The sequence below is a fragment of the Mycobacterium arosiense ATCC BAA-1401 = DSM 45069 genome (assembly GCF_002086125.1).
In the GTDB taxonomy this organism is placed as follows: Bacteria; Actinomycetota; Actinomycetes; order Mycobacteriales; family Mycobacteriaceae; genus Mycobacterium; species Mycobacterium arosiense.
Genome location: NZ_MVHG01000022.1, coordinates 21049 through 42683, shown reverse-complemented (window position 1 = coordinate 42683; position 21635 = coordinate 21049). Strand labels below are relative to the sequence as shown.

The following is a 21635-nucleotide window of genomic DNA, read 5'->3' as shown; positions in this document are numbered from 1 at the left end:
TCAGTGTCGAACAGCACACGTTCGGTTGAACCCGAATCAACCCCTGCCCAAACCAGCGCATGGCCGATCACCGGGTGACACCGCCGGAGCGAGCAACGAGTGTTCCACTGACCGGGCATCGGCGGTGTTGGCAAGGCCATACCGGAGTTGACTGACGCCATGAGCAACGACGTCACGCTGCCGGAATTGCAGGAGTTCATCGCGTCCTTCTGGTACCACTACGACGAGGCCCGCTACGACGAGCTGGCGGCCAGTTATGCCGAGGATGTGCACGACCTGACCCGAAGCGATTCCGGTGCAAGCCCTTTCGAGGAATTGATGTCGCCGAAGCTCAACGGTCGTGACGCGGTGATCGAATGGCTGTCCGAGCACCGCGAGCAGAGCCCATATCCGTTGCGGCACCACGCCACCAACGTGCACCGCACCGGCATCGACGGTGACATCACCCACGCGCGGTTCTATATTTTCGTCAACCAGATCGCCAACTTCGTACCGTTCGCGGTGTCCAGCGGTGTCGTCAACGTCGGCGTCAGACGGGGCGCCAATGGGTTGCAGTTCACCGACATGGAGGTGATCCTCGACGCCACCAACTCGGTGCTGCTGACAGATCTGACCGCCGGCAGCAGTACCGGTTCGTGAACGCCCCCGATCCATTCACCGGCGGGGTCGCCATCATCACCGGAGCCGGCTCCGGCCTCGGCGCCGGCCTGGCGCGCCACGCCAGCGGGCTGGGCATGACCGTGGTGCTGGCCGACATCGATCGAGCGGCGGCGGCGTCGGTCGCCGACGAACTGCGGGCGGCGGGCGGATCAATAGTCGATGTCTGCTGCGACGTGCGCGATCCCGACGCTGTGCAGGACCTTGCCGAGCGGGTGTACCGGGACATCGGCCCGGTACGCCTGCTGATCAACAACGCCGGCATCGAACAGTTCGGCTACCTATGGGACACACCGGTGGCCAACTGGCAGCGCATCATCGACATCAACGTCAGCGGCGTCTTTTACGGTGTGCGCGCTTTCCTGCCCAAGATGATGGCCACCGACGAGCAGGCGTGGGTCTGGAACATCGCGTCGGTCGGGGCTGTGGTGGCAATTCCGTTGCAAGCTCCCTACATCGTCAGCAAGCATGCGGTGCTGGCATTGACCGAATGTTTATACCTGGAGGTCGAATCGACCGGGCACGGTCATCACATTCACGTGCAGGCCGTGCTTCCCGGACCGGTATCGTCCAACATCTTCGAGTCAGCCGGCGGAGTCGAAGCCGGCGGGTCCGGCCAAGTGGCCGCCGAGGCGCAGCGCTCGACCATGCTGGACCTCAAGGCCGCCGCCATGGATCCGCTGGACGCCGCCGGGCTGTTGTTCGAGCGGGCTACCGAGGGACGCTTCTACCTGCACACCCACCCCGAGTCGGTGGCCACTGCGATGGTCGAGCGCGCTGACGCGCTTGCGGCACAACATAACCCGACGCTGCGCAACGGAAGTCGATTCGACGCGGCAAAGCCATGACATGGTGACGCCCGCATTGGATCCCGACGCGGCGGCGCGTGTCGCCTCATTCGCCCCGCTGGCGGCGATGCGGCAACGCGGGCTGGCCGTGGTCCGCGCCGGCCTGGAATCCGCTCCCCTGCCCGAGGCGATGCCCGAAATGGCCGCCGTCACCGAGACCACCATTCCCGGTCCCGGTGGAATGATTGCAGTCCGGATGTATCGCCCCACCGTCGACACCGGCGGTCCCATGCTCGTCTATCTGCACGGCGGCGGACTGGTGATGGGCTCCAACCACTCCTTCGAGCCGCTGGCGCGTGAGCTGGCCTCGGCCTCGTCGGCGGCCGTCGTGGCCGTGGACTACCGGCTGGCCCCGGAGTCACCGCCGCCCGCGCAGTTCGACGATGCCTACACCGCCACCGAATGGGTGGCGCGAAACGCCGGTGAATTGGGCGTCGACGTCGACCGGCTCGCGGTCGTCGGCGACAGCGCCGGCGGCTCGCTGGCGGCGGCGGTCGCTTTGGCCGCTCGCGACCGCGGCGGCCCGCCGATCTGCGCTCAGGTGCTGCTGTATCCCGGCTTGGACCGCGACATGTCCGTGCCGTCAATCGCCTTGCTGGCCGACGCGCCGATGCTCGCTCGCGATGACATCGACTACATGCACGTGCTGGTGGACGGAGACGCGGGACCGCCCAGTGACCCCTACCTGGTTCCGGCGTACGCCACCGACTTGTCCGGCCTGCCGCCGGCGATCGTGGTCACCGCCGGCTGTGACCCAATCCGGGACTGGGGTGAGCGCTACGCGGAGCGGCTGCGCGACGCCGGCGTGCAGACCACCCTCACGCGTTATCCGGGTATGTACCACGGCTTTCTGATGCGTACCGATGCCACCGCACGGGGCAGGCTGGCCATCGCGGAGGTCGGGGCGTTGCTGCGAGCCAAGTTTGCCCATCCGCTTCGGTTTGACGTCCCGATGACCGGACAGCCATCTCCCGCGTCGCGGTGACGTTGCGCACAATCAACCAATCTTGAACTGCAAAGGAGACAGCTGATGCTCACCGACGAGCGCCGGATGGAGCTTTCGGATGTGTTGCGCCCGGCCGCCCCACCCCTCGAAATCGACAACGTCTACACCGACGACCAGCGGGAGCGTCTCCTCGACGTAGTGCGCACCTACGGCCCGTGGCGCCTGATCATCGCACAGCACTTCGCCTCCGCCGAGGAACTGATAGCGACGATGAGTGGCCTGTTCCCTGACGGATTCACCCCATCGCTCGACCTGTTCCTCACGCCGACCTTCCGCGGCTACCTGGCCAATTACGGCGCAACGCTCTACCCGCAATTGCACGACTGCTTCTACAACGCGCAATTCATCGCGATGGCCAAGAGCTACTGGAACGCTGAATATGCCAAGCCGCAGCTGATGCTTTTCAACATCAACGGGCCGTGTGCGAACCGCGATCCGGGACACCTGGATTCGCCGAGCTTCCGCGGGGTGCGGCATGAGAACGCGCCAACCTGGCTTACCAGTGTGATGGGCAAGTCCGGCCTATTCTGCGACTACCTGATCAAGATGGCGCAGGTAATCACCTGGTTCTCCCTCGACACCGGTAGCGGATTCACCTACTGGCCAGACGGGCCCCTCAAAGCGCCTAAGCGAGTCCTGCCGCCGATTTACAACCGCGGCGTCGTGGTGCAGAACGAGATGATGGTGCACCGCGGCGAAGCCAACGGCCCACTGGCGCAGCAGATTCCGGCAGGTTTGACTTTCGACACCGTGTTCGCCGGCGACCCTACGGATCGCGACCACTGGCTGCTCAAAAGCGGTGACGACGTGATCGCCCGCCACCACACCGACGAGCTCCGATTCCTGGTGCACTGGTCGGCCGAGGTGTTCTCCGACTTCGACGAGCTGAAGAAGAACATGGACGGCTCCGACGATCTGACGATCGAGAAGGCGATCGACATCATGGTCGACGATGTCAAGGCCAAGGGGATCAAACTCGATATACCCGCTGAGCCTTTGCACGATCCCGCGTTCATCAACGCGCTCAACTCCGCTTACGACATCGGCGGACCTTCGGCTTACCCTGACGAAGCGCCGATCAGTGCCTTCCAGCTGGCATGACTGATACGCTCCGCGAACGGCTGACGCAGTCGGTGCGACGACTCATCGACGTCACGATTCGCAGTGAGGCCGATGGAGCCGCCGTGGCGAACGCCCTGGCTCTGGTCGACCAAGCCGTCGAGCTGCTGAGTACGCGACTCATGCCCGGTTCGTTCGGTGTGCGCACGACCGCCGACGGCAAGAATGTCGTCGCGGGCAATGTGGCCATCGGGGTGCACAACCCGATCGCTCCGCCACTGATCGTCCAGCGAGACGCGGCGGGCGGCGTGCACGCCGATGTGCACCTCGGAGCCGGCTATGAGGGACCGCCCGGTCATGTGCACGGCGGCATGTGCGCGCTGATCCTGGACCATCTTCTGGGCGCGACGGCACATCAGCCGGGCAAACCGGCTTACACCGGCACCATCACCGTGCGCTACCTGCGCCCCACGCGGTTGGGCGCATTGCGAGCCGAGGCCCGGCTGGAGCGGATCGACGGCAACAAGACCTATGCGGTCGGCCATCTCGGTAACGTCGACGGTGTCACGGTAGAAGCCGAGGGCGTATTCATCACTCCGCTTCATCACTCCGCGGGAATACGTCCCACGGGAATACGTCGCGGTGGATGAATCTCAAGCCAGCCCGAGCTTCTAAAGCGTTGGTGTGCTTGCTATCTCGTCGACGAGAGGCAGGTCACCGCGTCGCACGGCGGCGGTTATCGACTCGTTAAGCGCTGCGCACGCCAGGAACACGCCACGGTCGGCATGCGCTGAGACCCGCTCCGCGTCGGCGCGCTCGGCGCACCGGGCTGTCGCCTCGGCGTTCCACTGCACACTGGTCTGGTTCCAGCTGCTCTTGCGGACCAATACTTGCGCAGCGCAATTGCGGCACACTATCGGCGCCATCGGCATTTCGTCGAGACGGTTGTCTTCCCGGACAGACGAGTTCAGTACCATCACACCGAAGCGGCCGCCTGGATCGCCATATTCGCCTCGACCTCTTTCATCCACGCCTCGTAGGGCCGGGTGGTGTCGAGCTCGAATTCGAAGCGATCCACCATATCTGGCTGTACGTCGGCGGCGTCAACATAGAATTGCTGATACCAGCGCCGCAGCTGGTAGACCGGACCGTCCTCTTCCACGAGCAGCGGGTTGTCGATGCGGGCCTTGTGCCGCCAGATCTCGACGTCCTGCTCGAACCCGAGTTTGACGTAATCCCCAAGGGTGATCGCGGTCTGCATGGCCTGATCGTCGGGCAGCGCATCCGATTTTTTCACGATGATGCCGTATTGCAGCACAAAGGAATTCGTGTCTATCGGATAGTGGCAGTTGATGAGGATGGTGTTGGCGTCGCCGTGCTCGTAGTGATAGGTCAGGTCGTCGATCATGAACGAGGGGCCGTAGTAGGACGCCACGGACGTCGTCCCCAGCATCTGCGAGCCGACGCTGCCGCCCATGTCGGGCCGGCTTCCACCGTTCATGTATTGCGTGGCCACATGGCCCTCGAAGATGTTCTTGAAGTAGGTCGGCAACGAACCGTGAATGTAGAAGAAATGCGCCATATCGACGACGTTGTCGATGATTTCGCGGCAATTGCTCTGCACAACGGTGGTGTACCAATGCCAGTCGGTCCACTCGTCGCTGGTGGCGCCCTCGATTCGCGGGATCGTCACCTCCGGTGGCGGCGGTCTGCGCTCCGGATCGTTCCACACGAACAACATGCCGTCCTGCTCCAGCGTGGTCCACGCTTGGGTGCGGGCCAGTTTGGGGGCGCGCCGGCTGTAGGGCACCTGCTTGCAGCGGCCGTCGCCGCCCCAGCGCCAGTCGTGGAACGGGCAGGCGATCTCGTTGCCCTTGACCTGGCCCTGCGACAGGTCCCCGCCCATGTGCCGGCAGTAACCGTCGAGCACGTTGATCTTGCCGTCACCGCTGCGGAAGACGACGAGTTTCTGCCCGAAGGCGTTGATCGCGTGGGGCTTGCCGTCACCGAAATCCCTGGTCAGTCCCAGGCAGTGCCAGCCGCGGGCGAACCGCGTCGGCGCTGCCTGCGCTTCGATCAACCGAATTTCGTCGGCCTCGGTCTGCGACGTCATGAGACTGATTTAACTCCCCCGAAGCGGGCCGCGGGACCCCCTTGTTCCACTCATCAGGACGGCTCGTCTGGCCTTGCGACATGTCGGCCTACCGTTGCCGGCGTGACGACGCACATCGCGACGATTCCCGCCGGACTTCTGGTCGCCGACACCGCCGTCGACCTGCTCGTCGTCGGCTCCGGCACCGGCATGGCCGCGGCACTGGCGGCCCACGAATTGGGCCTGTCGGTGCTGATCGTGGAGAAATCGTCGTACGTGGGGGGTTCGACCGCGCGGTCGGGCGGCGCACTGTGGCTGCCGGCCAGTCCGGTGCTGGCCGAAGCGCACGCCGGTGACACCGCGGAGAGCGCCGGTACGTACCTGGACTCGGTCGTCGCGGGGTCGGCGCCCGCGCAACGGTCGGCGGCGTTCGTGGCGAACGTGCCCCCGACGATGGACATGCTGCGCCGGACGACGCCGCTGCGGCTGTTCTGGGCCCGCGACTACTCCGACTACCACCCCGAGGTCTCCGGCGGCAGCGCCGCCGGCCGCACCTGCGAATGCCGCCCCTTCGACACCGCACTGCTCGGCGAATACCGCACCCGGCTGGAGCCCGGCCTGATGGAGGTCACCGTCCCGATGCCGACGACGGGCGCCGACTACCGGTGGATGAACCTGGTGGCCCGCATGCCGCGCAAGGGAATTCCCGTCTACGCCAAGCGGCTGGCGCAGGGCGTGGGCGGGCGCATGCTGGGCCGGCGCTACGCCGCGGGCGGTCAGGGCCTGATGGCCGGGCTGTTCACCGGGGTGCTGCGCGCCGGCATTCCGGTGTGGACCGACGCGACACTGATGCGCCTCACTTGCGATGGCGACCGTGTGGCCGGCGCCGTCGTCGAGCACGGCGGCCGCGAGGTCACGATCACCGCGCGGCGCGGCGTGGTGCTGGCCACCGGCGGTTTCGACCACAGCATGGACATGCGCTGGAAATTTCAGTCGAAATCGTTGGGTGCCAACCTCAGTCTCGGCTCATCCTCCAATATCGGCGACGGGATCCGCGCGGGCCAGGAGGTCGGCGCCGGCATCGACCTGATGGATCAGGCGTGGTGGTTCCCCGCCATCGCGCCGCTGCCCGGCAAGGCGCCGGCGGTGATGCTGGCCGAGCGATCACTGCCGGGGTGCCTGATCGTGGATCAGCATGGGCGCCGGTTCGCTAACGAAGCGACGGACTACATGTCGTTCGGGCAGCGATTGCTGGAGCTGGAGCGCTCGGGCAGCCCGGTGGAGGCGATGTGGATCGTCTTCGACCAGCAGTACCGCAACAGTTACGTTTTTGGCGCCGAGCTGTTCCCGCGGATGCGCATCCCGCAGGCGTGGTACGACGCCGGCGTCGCGGTACGCGCAGACAACCTCACCGACCTGGGCGCCCGGATGGGTGTTGAGGTGTCGGAGTTCTTTGCGACGATGACCCGCTTCAACCAAAACGCCTCTGCCGGCGAGGATCCCGACTTCGGTCGCGGTCGCAGCGCCTACGATCGCTACTACGGGGATCCAACCGTCAAGCCGAACCCCAACCTGCGCCCGGTGGTCAACGGCCCGTTCTACGCGGTGAAGATGGTGCTGTCCGACCTGGGCACCTGCGGTGGGCTGAAGGCCGACGATCGGGCACGGGTGCTGCGCGAAGACGGCGGCCCGATCGCCGGGCTGTACGCGATCGGCAACACCGCCGCCAACGCATTCGGCACGACGTACCCGGGCGCGGGCGCAACGATCGCGCAGGGACTTGTGTACGGTTACATCGCGGCGCAGCAGGCGGCGGGCGACAACGCGGCGGCGCCTGGCGAAGCGGGTCGCCGCCACCGGAACTAGCGGTGATCTACGACGTATCATGCCCCGCGCCCGGACTGTGGTCTTCGTCGTCTCCATCGCGGAGCAGTTTCTCGGGGTGATGGAAAACGTTGACTCGGGGCTGGCCCCGGTCCAGGTGCGGGGGCGGGATCCATTCGGTGTCACCCTTGGCGTTCTTGCGGGTGGTCCAGCCTCCCGGTTGCAGGAGGCGGTGATGGGGTCCGCAGGCGAAGGTCAAATCGTTGATGTCGGTGCTGTGACAGGTGGCGTAGTCCGTGACGTGGTGTACCTCGCAGTAGTAGCCGGACACGGTGCAGCCGGGGGCCGAACAGCCGCGGTCCTTGGCGTACAACACAATTCGCTGTCCTGGGTTGGCGAGTCGTTTTGTGTGATACAGGGCCAGCGCCTTGCCTTTGTCGAAGATGGCCAGGTAATGGCGGGCGTGGCGGGCCAGGCGGATCACGTCCCCCATCGGAAGCATGGTGCCGCCGCCGGTGAGGCCGCGTCCGGCGGCGGCTTCCAGTTCTGCCAACGTGGTGGTGACAACGATGGAGGCCGGCAAGCCGTTGTGCTGACCCAACTTTCCGGAGGCCAGCAGCGCGCGTAGCGCGGCATTGAGGCCGTCGTGGTTGCGCTGGGCGGCCGATCGCGGGTCGGCCTCGATGGCCTCCTGGGTGGGGGTGCCGTCGATGCACGGCGTCTCGTCGAACGGGTTGCACATGCCTGGGGCCGCCAGCTTGGCCAGCACGGCTTCTAAGGTGGCGCGCAGTTCGGGGGTGAGCCACCCGCGCAGTGCCGACATGCCGTCGGATTGCTGGTTGCCCAGCGTCAGCCCGCGGCGGCGGGCCCGGTCCTCGTCGCGGTAGGTGCCGTCGGGGTTGAGGCAATCGGCCAGGGTGTCGGCCAGCGCCGCCAGTTGTTCGGGACGGTACCGACTGCCCTGCTTGGCCAGATCGGCTTCGGCGCGCTCGCGGGTGAGTTGGTCGATCCAGCCGGGCAGCTGGTGGCAGAACCGGCGGATGACGGCGACGTGGCCGGCCCCGAGCTGTCCCGCGCGCTGCGCCGCGGCGGTGCCCGCGAGCGCGGGCGCCAATGGTTCGCCGGTCAGCCCTTGCCGTGGTCCCAGGTCGTTGGCTTCGCGGATGCGGCGCGCGGCCTCGGCGCGGGTGATCAAGGTCCGTTCGGCCAGGGCGTGGGACAGCGTGCCGCCGAGTTCTGCTGGGGTGGCCTGTCGCGCAACGTGGTTGATCAGCTTGTGTTCGGCGACCGGCAGCTGTCGGCGCGCCTTTTCGGAGCGCTCCAACAGCGCCAGGCATTCTCGGGGGGTCAGCGCATCGAAACTCAGGTCCGCTACACGCTCGAGCGCGGCAGCGAGCGCATCAAAGGCCGCGGTGATCGCATCCCGATCGATGATGCCACCCGAACTCATGCCCCGAAACTATCGGAGGCCACCGACAAGATTTGTCGACCAGAGACTCCTGAAACCACAGGGAAGCAAGTGATTTCGTTATGCGATTTCGATATCCATAATTAACCCGGGTAGCGATCCCCCGGGGCCGGTGGCTCGCGAAACCGGCCGCCACCGACAGTACTAATCCGCTTCGCGCTTCGCCTGAACCTGCTTTTCGACCTCCCGCCAGTAACCGGGCGTGGGGCGAGGTTTGCCAAAGCCACCCTTCGCGGCGCTCTGCAGGATGGCGTCGGCCTCGTCGATCTCCTTGATCATCTCCAGCGCGAACTCACGCTCGGCGGCGTAGTACTTGGCCGCCCAGCGCAGCGCGAGCACCGAGTACGCCCATGCGGGTTCCGCCTCGGCTCCCTCGGCGTCCTCGACGGCCTTGCGATGCCTGGCTTCGGTGTATGCCACATGCTCCTGCAGTAATTCCTTGAGCCGGCCCGGGTTATTGAGGTGCCCGAACGTAACCCGCAGCAGCACACTGTGTTTGAGCACCGGAGGGTCCACCGGCGCGTGTTTGGCCCACTCGGTGACGGCGTCCATGCCGGCCGGGGTGATCTTGTAGAGCCGGCGACTGCGGGTGCCCTCGTCGCGTTCGACGCGCGACGTCACCAGTCCCAGCGATTCCAGCTTCTTGAGCTCGGTATAGATCTGACTGTAGGACGGGCTCCAGTAGTAGAGATCGACGCTCCAGTCGATCCACTTCTTGAGGTCATAGCCCGAAACCTCTTCTTCGTAGGACATCATTCCCAGCAGCGCCCAGCTGGTGGCGGCCAACGCCGCGTTGGTCAGCTTTTGGCCGGCAGGGTCCGTTTCGGAGTCCATCCCGCAAGGCTAACAACATCACCCTTAGATTGGATGCCATGGACCGCTGGCTGGGACGCCCGTGAAATTCGCCTTCCCCCTTCCGCACCTGCTGCGCCTCAAAGCGATTACGCAGCCCTGGGAAGCCGCCGTCACCGGCGCAGACCAACGCCGCATGATGCAATGCGCCGACCGGTGGGGTTACGACATGATCGCGGTGCCCGAGCATCTGGTCATCCCCGCCGACCATGTCGAGTTGTCCGGGCCGCACTATCTGCACTCCACGACCGCGCAGGCCTTCATCGCCGGTGCCACCGAGCGGTTGACCATCAATTCCTGCGTCACCATCTTGCCGCTGCAGCACCCCATCGTGCTGGCCAAGGCCTTGTCCACGGCGGACTGGATGAGTGAGGGCCGGATGATGGTGACGTTCGGCGTGGGTTGGCTGGCCCGCGAGTTCGAACTGCTCTCAGTGCCCTTCGGCGAACGGGGCCGCATCGCCGACGAGTATCTGGCCGCCATCATCGAACTGTGGACCAGCGACGCACCCCGGTTCGAGGGCCGGTATGTGTCGTTCGCCGACATCGCCTTCGAGCCGAAACCCGTTCAAAAGCCGCATCTTCCGATCTGGATCGGCGGCGACGCCGACGCCGCGCTGCGCCGGGCGGCCACCTTCGGCTCCGGGTGGTGGCCCTTTCTCACCCAACCGGAGCAGATCGCCGAAAGACTCGACTACATCAAGTCGCAACCCTGCTACGACGAACGGGAATTCGACGTGATGCACGGGCTGGGCACCAACCGGGTCGGCGAGGGACACATGGCCCGCCGCGCGGGCGACCGCCCGGGCATGAGCGCCGGACAGATCGTCGACCGGTTGAACTGGCTCGCCGAGCAGGGCGTGACCGTGACCGCGGTGCCCGTCCCCGCCGTGAGCGGCGTGGACGAGTACCTCGACTACGCGCAGTGGGTCATCGAAGACATCAAGCCCCAGGTGTCCTAGCGGAGCTGCAATCCGCGCCGGCGCACCCAATACACCGCGGCGACGCTGCCGGCGAGCCACACGCTCATGGCGACGCCGAGGTGGACGAAGCTCTTGGTGTCACGCCCGAACACCGGCCAGATCAGCGCGGGCAGCTGCTGCCACAACACGCGGTGCTCCACGCCGTCCATCGGGTCGGCCACGTAGTACAGCGCATAGGGCAGCGTCAGCGCCAACACCCAGCTACGGGTGCGGCGCAGATCGCCGCGCTGGCGCCAGCGACGCAGCAGCGGCTCGACGCGGACCGGGTACAGCACCGAGATGAGATTGCCGACGCCCAGCCAGGAGACGATGGGCACCGCGACGGTGGGGATCGTAATGCCCAGCCGCGCGGGCGATTCCCGCCACAGCGTCAACGCGACCGCGGCGGCCAGGGTGGGCAACCCGACGATCGCGAGCAGGGCGAGGTTCTTGATCAACAGGATCCGCCAGAAGGGCACGCGAGCGGCCAAACCCCGAACGATGCGGTGATGGTCGGCGCCCAGGCAGTTGGTGGTGGTGACATCGGCGAGTACCCACGAGGAAAAGTAGGTGCCCACCAGGATCACCCAGTCGGGGTGACGACCCACCGGCGTCAGCGGCTGCACCAGCAGCCAGCCGGCCGCGAAGACCACGTTGGCCACCACACCCATCAACCAGGTGCGCGGCCGGGTGAACGACCACCGGATCTCGGCGATGACCGCCAAAATCAATACACTCTCGAAATCCTTGGCCGCGCGCCGGGCCGCAGCGGGTCGAGGCGCCGACGCACGCGCCGCGCTGCGCAGCGCGGCGCTCACCCGCGGATGCGCCGCGCACTCCCCCAGCCGCTCCGAGCCTCCGGCGCTGCGCGAGACGACCACCTGGCGCGTCCCCTCCCGTCGGATCGGTCAACGGCTCGTTCGCAATGTACGCAGGGCAGGATAACGGCATGAACCGAAAGCGTGTGATCGTCGCCGGGCTCGGGGACGTCGGCGTCCTCGCGGCGATCCGGCTGTCCCGGCGCGCCGACGTCGTCGGCATCTCGGCCAAACCCGCGCTGGTGAGCGGCCAGGAGCTCGGCGTTCGGCTCTCACGACCACACGATTGGGCCCGCGACTACTGGATTCCATTCGACCGGTTCCGCCGTCTCGACGCCGTCCGAACGGTGCAGGCAACCCTGACCGGCGTCGACCTGGCCACCCAAACCGTCACCGCCCGAACCGAAGACGGCGCCGGCATTACCGAGGCGTACGACGCGCTGGTGATCTCGACCGGAGTCAGCAACGGCTTCTGGCGCCAGCCGACCCTGCAGTCGGCGGCCGAAATCGGCGTGGGACTGCGCGCCGCGCACGACCGGCTGGCCGCCGCCGGGTCGGTGGCCGTGGTGGGCGGCGGCGCGGCGGCGGTCAGCAGCGCCCTCAACATGGCAACCACGTGGCCGGACAAGCGGATCGACCTGTACTTCCCCGGCGAGTCCGCCCTGGCGGGGCACCATCCGCGGACCTGGCAGCGGATCCGCCGCCGACTGACCGACTCGGGCGTCGGCGTCCATCCGGGACATCGCGCGGTGGTGACCGAAGGTTTCGCGGGTGACAAATTGACCAGCGAACCGGTCCACTGGAGCACCGGGCAGCCCCCGGCCTGTGCCGACGCCGTGCTGTGGGCGATCGGGCGGGTGCGGCCCAACACCGATTGGCTGCCGGCCGAACTGCTCGATGACCGCGGGTTCGTGCGCGTCACCCCGCAACTGCGGGTGCCGGGCCACCGGGGCGTGTTCGCGGTCGGCGACGTCGCGGCGACCGATCCGTTGCGCAGCTCGGCCCGAAACCGCGGCGATGCCCTGGTGGCCCGCAACGTCCTCGCCGACTTCGCCGGCCGGCCGTTACGCACCTACCGGGCGCCGACGCGGCGGTGGGGTTCGCTGGTGGGTATACAGCCCAACGGGCTGGAGGTCTTCCTGCCCACCGGCCATGCCTTCCGCTTACCATCCTGGTCTGTCGAGCGGGTGGTGATGCCGTGGATCGTGCGCTGGGGTATGTATCGCGGGGTGCGCCGGAACAACCCGCTGAGATAAGGAGCGACTGCGATGCAATGCCGGGTCTTCACCGATCCCAGCAACGGGGCGACCTACCGTGAGCTGGCCGATTCCGCGCGGCTGGCCGAAGAATTCGGCTACGCCGGATTTTTTCTGTCCGATCACTATCACCCCTTCGCCGGTGACGGCGGGGCCGGTCCGACGGACGCGTGGACGACATTGGCCGGGCTGGCGCGCGAAACCGCGCGCATCAAACTCGGATCGCTGGTGACCCCGGTGACCTTCCGTCACCCCGGTCCACTGGCGATCGTGGTGGCCCAGGTGGACGAGATGAGCGAGGGCCGCATCGAATTCGGTCTTGGCGCAGGTTATTTCGAGCCGGAACACGCGGCCTACGGGATTCCGTTCCCGCCCGCCGGGGAGCGCTTCGATCGGCTGGGCGAGGCGCTGGAGCTCATCACCGGCCTGTGGCAGACCCCCAACGGACAGAGCTATTCCTTCGCCGGCCGGTGTTTCCAGCTGCGCGACGCGCCGGCGTTGCCCAAGCCGCGGCAAAAGCCGCGTCCGCCAATTATTCTCGGCGGTACCGGCACCAAGCGCACGCCCGCCTTGGCGGCGCGGTTCGCCGACGAGTTCAACCTGCAGACAAGTCGCCGTCGCGCGCCGGGACGCCACCACAAGGGCGAGCTCCAATCCCCCGCCCGCCAGATCGAACTGGTCCGCGCCGCGGCCGAGCAGATCGGCCGCGACCCCGCCGGCATCGTCTTCTCGATGACCGCACTCGTCGGCGTCGGGCACACCCGCGAAAGCGCGACGGCCGCGATCGATCCCGACAACTTCGCGTCGCAGACGTTCGACGGCACCGCGTTCTGTGGTTCGCCGGCCCAGATCGTCGACGAGCTGGGCCGCTACACCGAACTCGGCATCTCCCGGGTGTACGTGCGGGCGCCGACGAACATCGGCAGCCTGGCGGAAAACTTCGAGCTGCTGGCCACCGACGTTCTTCCCCGGCTCGCGGCGTTGTGACGTTGATTCGCATGATGCACACCCCGGCAGGCGACGACGAATTGCGGCGCAGCCTCGGCGTTTTCGACGCGGTGGTGATCGGGCTGGGGTCGATGATCGGTGCCGGGATCTTCGCGGCGCTGGGCCCCGCGGCGCGCGCCGCCGGCTCGGGACTGCTGCTGGGCCTGGCCTTGGCGGCGGTGGTGGCCTACTGCAATGCCACGTCCTCCGCGCGGCTGGCGGCGCGCTACCCCGCCTCGGGCGGCACCTATCTCTACGGCCGAAAACGCTTGGGGGACTTCTGGGGATACCTGGCCGGCTGGGGATTTGTCACCGGCAAGACCGCGTCGTGCGCGGCGATGGCCCTGACCATCGGCCTCTATGCCTGGCCGGCGCAGGCGCACACGGTGGCCGTCGCGACGGTGGTGGCGCTGACGGCGGTCAATTACGCCGGAGTGCGGAAGTCGGCCCTGTTGACCCGCATCATCGTCGCGGTGGTGCTGGCCGTGCTGGCCGCCGTGATCGCCGCCGCGTTCACTTCCGGGGTGGCCCGCCCTGAGCAGCTGCGCCTGGGCGGGGCAACCTGGGGCGGAGTGGTGCAAGCCGCCGGCCTGCTGTTCTTCGCCTTTGCCGGCTATGCGCGCATCGCCACCCTCGGTGAAGAGGTGCGCGACGCGGCGCGCACCATTCCGCGCGCGATCCCGCTGGCGCTGGCCATCACGCTGGCCGTCTACGCGCTGGTCGCGGTCGCCGCGCTGGGTGTGCTCGGGCCGAGCGGGCTCGCGAAGTCCGCCGCCCCGCTGGCCGAGACGGCCCGCGCGGCGGGAACGGGCTGGCTGGTTCCCGTCGTCCAGGCGGCGGCGGTGATCGCGGCGCTGGGCTCGCTGCTGGCGCTGATCCTCGGCGTCTCGCGCACCACGTTCGCGATGGCACGAGACCATCACCTGCCGCACGCGCTGGCCGCGGTGCACCCCCGGTTCGGCGTCCCGCACCGCGCGGAATTGCTGATCGGTGTCGTCGTGGCGATCCTGGCCGCCACCGCCGACCTTCGCGACGCCATCGGATTCTCCTCATTCGCCGTCCTGATCTACTACGCCGTCGCCAACGCCTGCGCCTTCACGCTCGGCGCCGATGAGGGCCGCCCGCCCCGGGCAATCCCGGTGCTCGGGCTGTGCGGCTGCGTGATGCTGGCCATGGCGATGCCGCCGTGGTCGGTGGTCTCCGGGGTGGCGGTGCTGGGCGTTGGCGCCGGCGCCTATCTGATTCGGCGTTTCATCGCCCCGAAGGTGTTGCGGCGCAGGGGGAATCGCATCCGATAGCCGGGCGCGCCCGGCATCCGGGCGGACATCCGCCGCCGGGCAAATCGCGGCATCGCGATTCCCCGGTGGCCGCACGGGGCAAACTGAGCGGGATGGCCGAGTCGCCCCGGGTCAGCGCCGTCCCCAGCATCATCGAGCTCGCGCCCTTCTACGCCGATCCCCCGGACGGGGCGCGCGCCAACATGATCTTCAGCGCCGACGGCGCCGCGGCGTTCGGCGGGCGCGCCGGTCCGCTGTCGTGCCCCACCGACAGCGGCTGTTGCGAATCCTGCCCGGCCTCGCCGACGTCGTGCTGGTCGGCGCCGGCACCGCCCGCGCCGAAAACTACGGCCCGGTGGCGCTCAGCGATGCGGCGCGGGCGCGGCGGCATCACGAAGGCGGGCCGAACCGCCGCCGGTCGCCGTGGTGAGCCGCAGCGGCGAGCTACCCGCGCGGCTGCTCAGCAATCCGGACCAGCCACCGATCCTGGTGACCTGGGCGCGGACCGCGGAGCGGTTCGACCCCGGCGACGACCGCCAACACCTCCTGGTCGCGGGGAAGACTCCGTCGACGTCGCCCGCGCGGTCGCAATCCTGCGGGAACACGGCATGCACCGCATCCTGTGCGAGGGCGGACCGACGCTGCTCGACGAGCTGGTGCAGGCCGATGCCGTCACCGAGATCTGCGAAATATCGGCGCTGAGCCCGGCAACGTTCGCCGGGGTGACCGTAAGCGCTCGGCATGCAGCCAACGGCGCCTGTTCCTATGATGAAAATGCCCGGTGTGAACGCTGCGCGAATCGCTTCGCGTGACCCTCCCGTCAATTGATCGCTATCCATGTTCTCGATGCACACAGAAAAGGACCACCGGCCAGGTGAGCAGTTCAGACGACGACCGTGACTACCGCAATCTGGCGGTGAATCGGCTGCGCCCCAGCGAGATTCACTGGGCCCTGAATCACGATGCGGTGCACGGGATCGCCTATGCGTTCAAAAATCCGGTCGCGGTCGCCGATTCCCTCGAGGACCCCGACGACGACCGAAAGACCTACCTGGTGCGGGTCAAGCGCGACGACCTGGCCAACGCGCTGGAAAAGATCAACCGATGGATCTTCGACAATCCGGGCCCGGCCGGGATGCAGGCGTACGGATTCGTCCGGGCGCTGGCCCGAGAAGGGCTCACCGAACGCACCACCGGCGACGAGGACAACCGTTGATCCCGTGCTGGCCCGCGTGCGGCCGGTCTCAGTCCGCCGCCGGCTCCGCATCTTCTTGTCGCTCAGCATCTTCCACGGTCAACGGCAGCGCCAGCTCTTCGAGTGGGCGCCGCTCGGCGGCGATGCCGAGCCACAATTCGACCAGGCCCGCGGACGCCATCACGGCCGCCCCGATGAGGAATGACCAAACGACCTCGGCGCGCACGCCCGAGTTGATCAGCTGGCCGAACAGCAATGGCCCGGTGATACCGCCGATCGCGGTGCCCATCGCGTAAAAGAAGGCGATCGCCAGCGCCCTGGTCTCCATCGGGAAGATCTCGCTGACGGTCAGGTAGGCCGCGCTGGCGCCCGCCGAGGCCAGGAAGAACGCGGCGATCAGCAAGGCGATGAAGGCCCAGACGCCGCCGGCCCCGGTGAGAAACACCACCGCCAGCGCCACCACCGCGACCGCGGAACCGATGTAGGTCAGCGTGATCATCGGTTTGCGGCCGACGGTGTCAAACAGGTGCCCGAGCACCAGCGGGCCGGCGAAATTGCTGAGGGCCCACAGCACGAAGAACACCGGCACCATGCCCGAGGGCACGTCGTAGAACTGGCTGAGTAGCGTCCCGAGGTTGAACGTGACGCCGTTGTAGAGGAAGGCCTGCCCTATGAACAGCGCGAGCCCGAGGATCGCGCGCCGCGGATAGAGCTTGAACGCCACGGCGGCGATCTCCCGGAACGAAATCGCGGTGCGCTGACGGATCCGCAGCGCCTTGCCCTGCGGTTCGGGCAGCGGTTGGCCGGTCTCGCGCTGGACGGCCTCCTCGATGTCGCCGACGATCTGCTCCGCCTCGTCCTCGCGGCCGTGGATGAACAGCCACCGCGGGCTCTCCGGGACATTGCGCCGCACCAGCAGCACGAAAATGCCGAGGATGGCGCCGATTCCGAAGGCGAGCCGCCATCCGATACTGGGCGGAAAATTCGACGTGTTCAACAGGATCAGCGCGCCGCCCGCGCCGGCGGCCGAACCCAGCCAGTAGGTTCCGTTGATCACCAGGTCGACCCGGCCGCGCACCCGCGCCGGGATCAGCTCGTCGATGGCCGAGTTGATGGCGGCATATTCGCCCCCGATGCCCGAGCCGGTGAAGAAGCGGGTCAAAAAGAAGTACCACGGGGCGAACGCGAACGCGGTCGCGACGGTGGCCACCAAATAGATTGCGAGGGTGAGGATGAACAGGTTCCGCCGGCCGAAGCGGTCGGTCAGGTGGCCGAAGAACAGCGCGCCCGAACACGCGCCGGCGATGTAGATCGCGGCCGCCATGCCGATCTGCGCGGGGTTGAGCGCGATGCCGCTGCCCGGCTCCAGGAGCCGGGCCGACACGTTGCCCACCATGGTGACCTCGAGCCCGTCGAGCACCCACACCCCGCCCAGCCCGACGACCACGCGCCAGTGGAACCGCGACCACGGCAACCGGTCCAGCCGCGCCGGCACGTGGGTGGAGATGGTTTTGGTTTGCGCGCTCGCACTCATGCGGTCTCCGTTCTGGGTTGACGAGAGAATTACCCACCCGCGCCCATCGCTAGCCCTGCTCGCGCTATGGAAACGGCGGCGTCAGCCGCGATCGAAGCGGGACTCCTCGGGGGTCCAGGCCTGCGGCTGGCCGGGGTGCCCGGGGAAGAGGAAGTCGATGAAGGCCGCGGCGGTGGGCTGGGGCTCGTGGTTGGCCAGGCCCGGGCGCTCGTTGGCTTCGATGAACGCGTACTCGGCGCCGGTGACGTCGGGCACCAAGAGGTCGATGCCGGTCACCGGGATGCCGATCGCCTCGGCGGCCGTCACCGCCACGCGGCACAGTTCGCTGTTCACCTGGGCGGTGACGTCGTGGATGGTGCCGCCCTGATGCAGGTTGGCGGTGCGGCGAACCCGCAGCCGAGTCCCCTGCGGCAGCACGTCGTCGAGCGTCCACCCGGCCTCGGCGACGGTCGACTCGGTGAGGTCGTCGAGCGGGATGCGGGACTCGCCGCCGGTGGCCGCCGAGCGCCGCCGGCTTTCGGCCGCGATCAGGTCCCGCACGCTGTGCTCCCCCGTGCCGATGATCTCGGGCGGCATCCGCAGCGCGGCGGCCACCACGCGGCCGTCGATCACCACCAGCCGAAGGTCGTCGCCGGAGACCCGCTGTTCGATCAGCACGTCCGGGTACTGCTGGCGGGCCCGCGCCAGGGCGGAGCTGAGGTCGTCGGGGCCGTTGTCCGGCACCACCCCGACGGTGATGCCTTTGCCCTGCTCGCCGCGCGTCGGTTTGACGACGACCTCGCCGACCTCCTTGAGGAAGGCGAAATCGCTCTCGTCGAAGGTGGCCAGCCGCGCCCGCGGCACGGTGATGCCGGCCTCGGAGACCAGGCGCCGCGTCAACCGCTTGTCGTCACACCGGCACATCGCCACCGCCGAGGTGTACTCGGACAGCGACTCACGGGTGATGACGCTGCGGCCGCCGTGGGTCAGGCGCATCTCGCCGGTCTCGGCGTCGAGCACCTCGACCCAGATCCCCCGGCGCAGCGCCTCGTCGGCGATGATCCGGGCATAGGGGTTGAGGTCGTCGATCGTCTCGGGCGGCGGGCTGAACAGCGGCTCGTTGATCGCGTTCTTGCGCTTGATCGCCAGCACCGGCACGCGGCGGAAACCCAGCTTCTCGTACAGGCCGATGGCGGCGGCGTTGTCGTGCGCCACCGACAGATCCATGTAGGCGCGGCCGGCGCTGCGGAAGTGCTCGGCGAGCGCCTTGGTGAGGGCGCCGCCGACGCCGGGCAGCCCGGCCGCCGGATCGACCGCCAGGGTCCACAAACTCGACCCTTCCTCCGGGTCGTCGAACAACACCTGGTGATCGACGCCGGTCACGGTGCCGACCACCGCGCCGTCCTCGTCCCGCACCGCGAGCAGGTACTTCACCGCCGGCACGTTCAGGTGGTTGTGCCAGATCACGTCGACCCCGGCGGGGACCATGCCGCAGCGCACGTAGACGCGGTTCATAGCGTCGGCGTCGATCGGGTCGTTGAGCGTGCGCACCGTCACCCCCAGCGGCGCCGGCGCGAGGTTTTTGGTCTGCGGCGTGAAACGCAGCCGGTAGGTGTGGCTGGGGTCGATGAAGAGCTCGGTGGGCGCCTCGGCGACCACCACGTGCGATTCGCGGGCGTAGATGCAGATGTCGCGCCGGCCGGGCCCCTCACGGCGCAGGGCCTCGACCAGCTCCTGGGAATTGGCGAAGGTCTGCCCGAAAATCAGCCGGCCCCAACCCAATTCGAGCTCGACATCCTTGGCCATCGCATCCACCAGCTCCGGCGGCGACGCGTCGTGCAGACCGAGGGTGATCGCCTCGGTGTGGTCGCTGCCGGACGGATCGACCGTGGTCATGCGACCGGGCCGGTGACACCGTGGCGCTGCAGCCACAGCTCGAGCAGCGCGATCTGCCAGAGCTCGTTGCCGCGCAGCGGGGTCAGCTTGCCGTTGGGGTTGGCCAGCAGCGCGTCGACCGCGTCGGTGTTGAACAGGCCGCGTTCCTTGGCGGTGGGCGCGTAGAGAGCGTCGCGGACCATGTCGAGGTAGGGGCCCTCGAGGTGAGTCAGCGCCGGGACCGGGAAGTAGCCCTTGGGGCGGTCGATGACCTCCGACGGAATCACCCGCCGCGCAGCCTGTTTCAGCACGCCCTTGCCTTCGTGGGCGATCTTGAGCTCCGGCGGGCAGGTCGCGGCCAGCTCGACCAACTCGTGGTCGAGGAACGGAACCCGGCCCTCCAGCCCCCACGCCATCGTCATGTTGTCCACCCGCTTCACCGGATCGTCGATCAGCATCACCGTCGTGTCGAGCCGCAGCGCGCGGTCGATCCCGGTTTCGGCGCCGGCCTGCGCGAAGTGCTCGGTGACGAACCGCAGGCTGGGGTCGCCGGGCGCGGCGGCGCCCGATCCGATCAGCGCCCGCACGCCGGCCGCGTCGCGGTCGAAGAAGGCGCCGCGGTACTGGGCGACGGCGCCGTCCAGCGTGGCGGCGGCCGGATCGCCCATCGGCGGATACCAGTGGTAGCCGGCGAACACCTCGTCGGCGCCCTGGCCGGACTGCACGACTTTCACGTGCCGCGCCACTTCTTGGCTGAGCAGATAGAAGGCGACGCAGTCGTGGCTGACCATCGGCTCGCTCATCGCGCCGATCGCCCCGTCCAGCGCGGGCAGCATCCGATCGGTCTCGATGCGGATCTGGTGATGGTCGGTCTCGAAGCGCTGGGCGACGATGTCGGAGTACTGGAATTCGTCGCCCTTGACGCCGCCCGCGGACTCGAAGCCGATGGAGAAGGTCGACAACCCGTGCTGGCCGGCCTCGGCCAGCAGACCGACGATCAGGCTCGAGTCAACGCCGCCGGACAGCAGGCAACCGACCGGCACGTCGGCGACCAGGCGGCGTTCGACCGCCAATCGCAGCGTGGACAGCACGGCGTCTTCCCAGTCGCGCTCGGACCAATCCGCGCGGTCGGCGTGCCGGGTGAAGTCGGGCGCCCAGTAGGTCGTGACGGTGCGCCTGCCGTCGGGCTCGATGGCGACCAGCGAGGCGGGCGGCACCTTGCGGACGCCGCGCAGGATCGTGTTCGGCGCGGGCACCACCGAGTGGAAGCTCAGGTAGTGGTGCAGGGCGACCGGGTCGATCCGGGTGTCCACCCCACCGCCGGCCAGCAGGGCCGGCAACGTCGACGCGAACCGGACCCGGTGAGCGTCCTCGGTCAGGTACAGCGGCTTGATGCCCAGCCGGTCGCGCCCGAGCAGCACCCGCCCGCTGTCACGTTCGACGACGGCGAAGGCGAACATGCCGAACAGATGGCTGACGAAGTCATCGCCCCACCGGTGGTAGGCCTTGATCAACACTTCGGTGTCGCTGTGCGAGAAGAAGCGGTAACCGTACCCGCTGAGCTCTCGGCGCAACTCCTTGTAGTTGTAGATGCAGCCGTTCCAGGCCAACGACAGGCCCAGCTCCGAGTCCACCATCGGCTGCGCGCCGGCTTCGGTCAGGTCGATGATTTTCAGGCGACGATGGCCGAGCGCGACCCGGCCCTGCGACCAGGCGCCGCTCGCGTCCGGGCCCCGTGGTCCCAGCACCGCGGCCATCGCTGAGACCGTCGCTACATCGGGCGCCTGCCCGTCGAGTCGGACCTCCCCGGTGACTCCGCACACGTCTTCGACCCTACCGTCGCCGGGAGCGCAGCGCGCGTGTGCTCCGCGACAAGCGCTGCAACGGGCCACCTACGGCCGCGGCCGACCCGTCGTGATCACCGTGATCGACGCAGATGTGAACTGG

General features: G+C 67.9%; 19 protein-coding genes and 1 pseudogene. 12 read left to right on the top strand and 8 right to left on the bottom strand.

Annotation, left to right across the window (positions count from 1 at the left end; translation table 11 throughout):
* Nucleotides 1-159 precede the first annotated feature (159 nt).
* Genes BST14_RS11790 through BST14_RS11770 form a run of 5 tightly spaced genes read left to right on the top strand, consistent with a single transcriptional unit; the run spans nt 160 to nt 4220 of the window.
* Nucleotides 160-639, top strand: a complete 480-nt coding sequence (locus tag BST14_RS11790) for a nuclear transport factor 2 family protein (protein ID WP_083064658.1) — start codon at nt 160-162, stop codon at nt 637-639.
* A complete protein-coding gene (locus tag BST14_RS11785; protein ID WP_083064657.1) occupies nt 636-1505 on the top strand; it encodes an SDR family NAD(P)-dependent oxidoreductase in 870 nt (289 codons plus the stop codon). The genes BST14_RS11790 and BST14_RS11785 overlap by 4 nt, the downstream gene beginning before the upstream one ends.
* 1 nt (nt 1506) lies before the next feature.
* Entirely contained in the window at nt 1507-2490 is a 984-nt protein-coding gene (locus BST14_RS11780) for an alpha/beta hydrolase (protein ID WP_083064656.1), read from the top strand.
* Between the two features lie 45 nt (nt 2491-2535).
* Complete coding sequence (locus tag BST14_RS11775; RefSeq protein WP_083064655.1) at nt 2536-3612, top strand: hypothetical protein; 1077 nt, start codon at nt 2536-2538, stop codon at nt 3610-3612.
* Nucleotides 3609-4220: a PaaI family thioesterase gene (locus tag BST14_RS11770; protein ID WP_083064654.1), complete on the top strand. Its 612-nt coding sequence runs from the start codon at nt 3609-3611 to the stop codon at nt 4218-4220. The genes BST14_RS11775 and BST14_RS11770 overlap by 4 nt, the downstream gene beginning before the upstream one ends.
* Before the next feature lie 21 nt (nt 4221-4241).
* Here the strand turns inward: BST14_RS11770 and BST14_RS30925 are convergent, their stop codons facing one another.
* Together BST14_RS30925 and BST14_RS11760 are read right to left on the bottom strand one after the other, a co-directional pair.
* Complete coding sequence (locus BST14_RS30925) at nt 4242-4547, bottom strand: ferredoxin (protein WP_083064653.1); 306 nt, start codon at nt 4545-4547, stop codon at nt 4242-4244.
* Entirely contained in the window at nt 4547-5683 is a 1137-nt protein-coding gene (locus BST14_RS11760; RefSeq protein ID WP_083064652.1) for a 3-ketosteroid-9-alpha-monooxygenase, oxygenase component, read from the bottom strand. The genes BST14_RS30925 and BST14_RS11760 overlap by 1 nt, the downstream gene beginning before the upstream one ends.
* 102 nt (nt 5684-5785) lie before the next feature.
* On the opposite strand from BST14_RS11760, the gene BST14_RS11755 reads away from it, so the two are divergent.
* The gene (locus BST14_RS11755) at nt 5786-7528 is read left to right on the top strand and encodes a 3-ketosteroid-delta-1-dehydrogenase (RefSeq protein WP_083064651.1); all 1743 of its coding nucleotides are present in this window, start codon (nt 5786-5788) and stop codon (nt 7526-7528) included.
* 7 nt (nt 7529-7535) lie between these two features.
* Here BST14_RS11755 and BST14_RS11750 read toward each other — a convergent pair whose 3' ends face one another.
* Together BST14_RS11750 and BST14_RS11745 are read right to left on the bottom strand one after the other, a co-directional pair.
* A complete protein-coding gene (locus BST14_RS11750) occupies nt 7536-8936 on the bottom strand; it encodes an HNH endonuclease signature motif containing protein (RefSeq protein WP_083064650.1) in 1401 nt (466 codons plus the stop codon).
* 162 nt (nt 8937-9098) lie between these two features.
* A complete protein-coding gene (locus BST14_RS11745) occupies nt 9099-9788 on the bottom strand; it encodes a PadR family transcriptional regulator (protein WP_083064649.1) in 690 nt (229 codons plus the stop codon).
* Nucleotides 9789-9849: 61 nt separating this feature from the next.
* Here BST14_RS11745 and BST14_RS11740 point away from each other — a divergent pair, with 61 nt between their 5' ends.
* A complete protein-coding gene (locus tag BST14_RS11740) occupies nt 9850-10767 on the top strand; it encodes a TIGR03619 family F420-dependent LLM class oxidoreductase (RefSeq protein ID WP_083064648.1) in 918 nt (305 codons plus the stop codon).
* Here the strand turns inward: BST14_RS11740 and BST14_RS11735 are convergent.
* On the bottom strand, nt 10764-11585 hold the full coding sequence (locus BST14_RS11735; protein WP_083064676.1) for a hypothetical protein: 822 nt from the start codon (nt 11583-11585) through the stop codon (nt 10764-10766). The two genes, BST14_RS11740 and BST14_RS11735, sit on opposite strands and share 4 nt — an antisense overlap.
* A gap of 131 nt (nt 11586-11716) precedes the next feature.
* Between BST14_RS11735 and BST14_RS11730 the strand changes: the two genes are divergently transcribed.
* The 5 genes and pseudogenes from BST14_RS11730 to BST14_RS11710 all read left to right on the top strand — a co-directional run bounded on the left by BST14_RS11730 (nt 11717) and on the right by BST14_RS11710 (nt 16321).
* Nucleotides 11717-12841: an FAD-dependent oxidoreductase gene (locus BST14_RS11730; RefSeq protein ID WP_083064675.1), complete on the top strand. Its 1125-nt coding sequence runs from the start codon at nt 11717-11719 to the stop codon at nt 12839-12841.
* 12 nt (nt 12842-12853) lie between these two features.
* Nucleotides 12854-13828 carry a TIGR03560 family F420-dependent LLM class oxidoreductase gene (locus BST14_RS11725; RefSeq protein WP_083064647.1) on the top strand — a complete coding sequence of 325 codons (975 nt, stop codon included), beginning with the start codon at nt 12854-12856 and terminating at the stop codon, nt 13826-13828.
* Between the two features lie 11 nt (nt 13829-13839).
* Nucleotides 13840-15126 (top strand): APC family permease, encoded by a 1287-nt coding sequence (locus BST14_RS11720; protein ID WP_438502148.1) that lies wholly within the window; start codon nt 13840-13842, stop codon nt 15124-15126.
* 92 nt (nt 15127-15218) lie between these two features.
* Nucleotides 15219-15845: pseudogene (locus BST14_RS11715) on the top strand (pyrimidine reductase family protein); the annotation flags it as partial.
* A gap of 134 nt (nt 15846-15979) precedes the next feature.
* A complete protein-coding gene (locus tag BST14_RS11710; protein WP_083064646.1) occupies nt 15980-16321 on the top strand; it encodes a hypothetical protein in 342 nt (113 codons plus the stop codon).
* 28 nt (nt 16322-16349) lie between these two features.
* Here the strand turns inward: BST14_RS11710 and BST14_RS11705 are convergent, their stop codons facing one another.
* The 3 genes from BST14_RS11705 to BST14_RS11695 all read right to left on the bottom strand — a co-directional run bounded on the left by BST14_RS11705 (nt 16350) and on the right by BST14_RS11695 (nt 21511).
* On the bottom strand, nt 16350-17834 hold the full coding sequence (locus tag BST14_RS11705) for an MFS transporter (RefSeq protein ID WP_083064645.1): 1485 nt from the start codon (nt 17832-17834) through the stop codon (nt 16350-16352).
* A gap of 81 nt (nt 17835-17915) precedes the next feature.
* Entirely contained in the window at nt 17916-19709 is a 1794-nt protein-coding gene (gene ngg, locus BST14_RS11700; protein WP_083064644.1) for an N-acetylglutaminylglutamine synthetase, read from the bottom strand.
* Complete coding sequence (locus BST14_RS11695) at nt 19706-21511, bottom strand: N-acetylglutaminylglutamine amidotransferase (RefSeq protein WP_083064643.1); 1806 nt, start codon at nt 21509-21511, stop codon at nt 19706-19708. The genes ngg and BST14_RS11695 overlap by 4 nt, the downstream gene beginning before the upstream one ends.
* Nucleotides 21512-21635: the final 124 nt, after the last annotated feature.